This window comes from Streptomyces sp. NPDC005195, from assembly GCF_040608315.1.
Taxonomy (GTDB): domain Bacteria; phylum Actinomycetota; class Actinomycetes; order Streptomycetales; family Streptomycetaceae; genus Streptomyces; species Streptomyces kaempferi.
Genome location: NZ_JBEXHZ010000387.1, coordinates 1 through 1125, shown reverse-complemented (window position 1 = coordinate 1125; position 1125 = coordinate 1). Strand labels below are relative to the sequence as shown.

Below are 1125 nucleotides of genomic sequence, written 5' to 3'. Positions count from 1 at the left end.
GTTGGCCGCGGCGAGACTCTGCGGCGTCCCGTCCCCGTAGCCGCGTACCTGCCCTGCCGCGAGCTGCGCCATCAGTTCGTTGGCCTGCGCCAGATGTGCCGCCGCCTCCCCGACGCTCCACCGCGACCCGGGTACCGGAAGACCCATGTCCGTGTCCCGGCGCAGCAGCGCGGCGATCTCCCGGGCGGTTTCGCGGATGGCCGCGTCCAGCCCCTCGGGCAGCGTGTCCCGTACGTCCTGCCCGGCCACTGACTCCACGCCGCTCCACCTCAGGTCCCGCGTCCGCGCCGGACGCGGGACGGCCCGGCGGTCCGGCAGGCGGACGCCTTGCCGGTCAACCGGGGTACAGAAGACCAGGTGAAGCGGCCCGCGGCAAGACCCTGGGCGTGGCCGTCGTTGCCGTCAGTTCGCCAGGGGGTAGGTGACCGTCTGCCCGTACCCGGCGGGTTCGGTGTCGGTGTAGACGAGTGTCAGCCGGGTGTAGTGCGAGATCTGGGGGTTGTTCTTCCATGCCTGCGGGCGGTCGAGCCGTACGGTGACGGGGTATGTGCGGAAGGTTCCCGCGGCGCAGTAGGGCTTGCAGTCGTTGACCGCGTTGATGCCTGTGGCCACCGCGGAGTTGGCGCCCCAGTGCGACCACCGCAGTGAGGTGAGGCGGCTGTTGCCGTCACCGCAGGCGAGCACGTAGTCGCCGGGCTCGACCTGCGGGTGCCGGAAGCAGTCGACGATGACGGGCTGCGTCGGCACCGGGGGCTGCATCGACTCCCGCGCGACGGTGTGCGCGGACCGCGGCGACGCCATGGGAGCGGCGTCCGCCGCTCCCATGACCGTGGCCAGCGATACCGCGGCACAGAAGGTGAGTGCCGCCCTGACGGTGACTTTTCGCATGTCCGCTCCCGGCCGCGTTCTCCTTGGACCTGTCGGCCCCCGCGGTCCGGCCCGCCCGCCGGGCCCCGCCCGCAACGGCGGGCGCCGACCGGCTGCCATCCCACACGGAGGATGCCTCCTCCACCGACGCTACGACCCAGCCGGGAGATCCACCACTCGCACGGAGCACCACCACTTGTGGAACGGTCCGCGCCGCCCGCCGGGCCCCGTCGCGAACTCCGCCACGGCCGCCGCGAG

At 72.8% G+C, this 1125-nt stretch carries 1 protein-coding gene and 1 pseudogene; both read right to left on the bottom strand.

The features are described from left to right. A pseudogene (locus ABZV34_RS39845) lies at window positions 1-258 on the bottom strand (sterol-binding protein); the annotation flags it as partial. 144 nt (window positions 259-402) lie between these two features. Then, entirely contained in the window at window positions 403-888 is a 486-nt protein-coding gene (locus ABZV34_RS39840; protein WP_356288321.1) for a hypothetical protein, read from the bottom strand. Between the last annotated feature and the right edge of the window lie 237 nt (window positions 889-1125).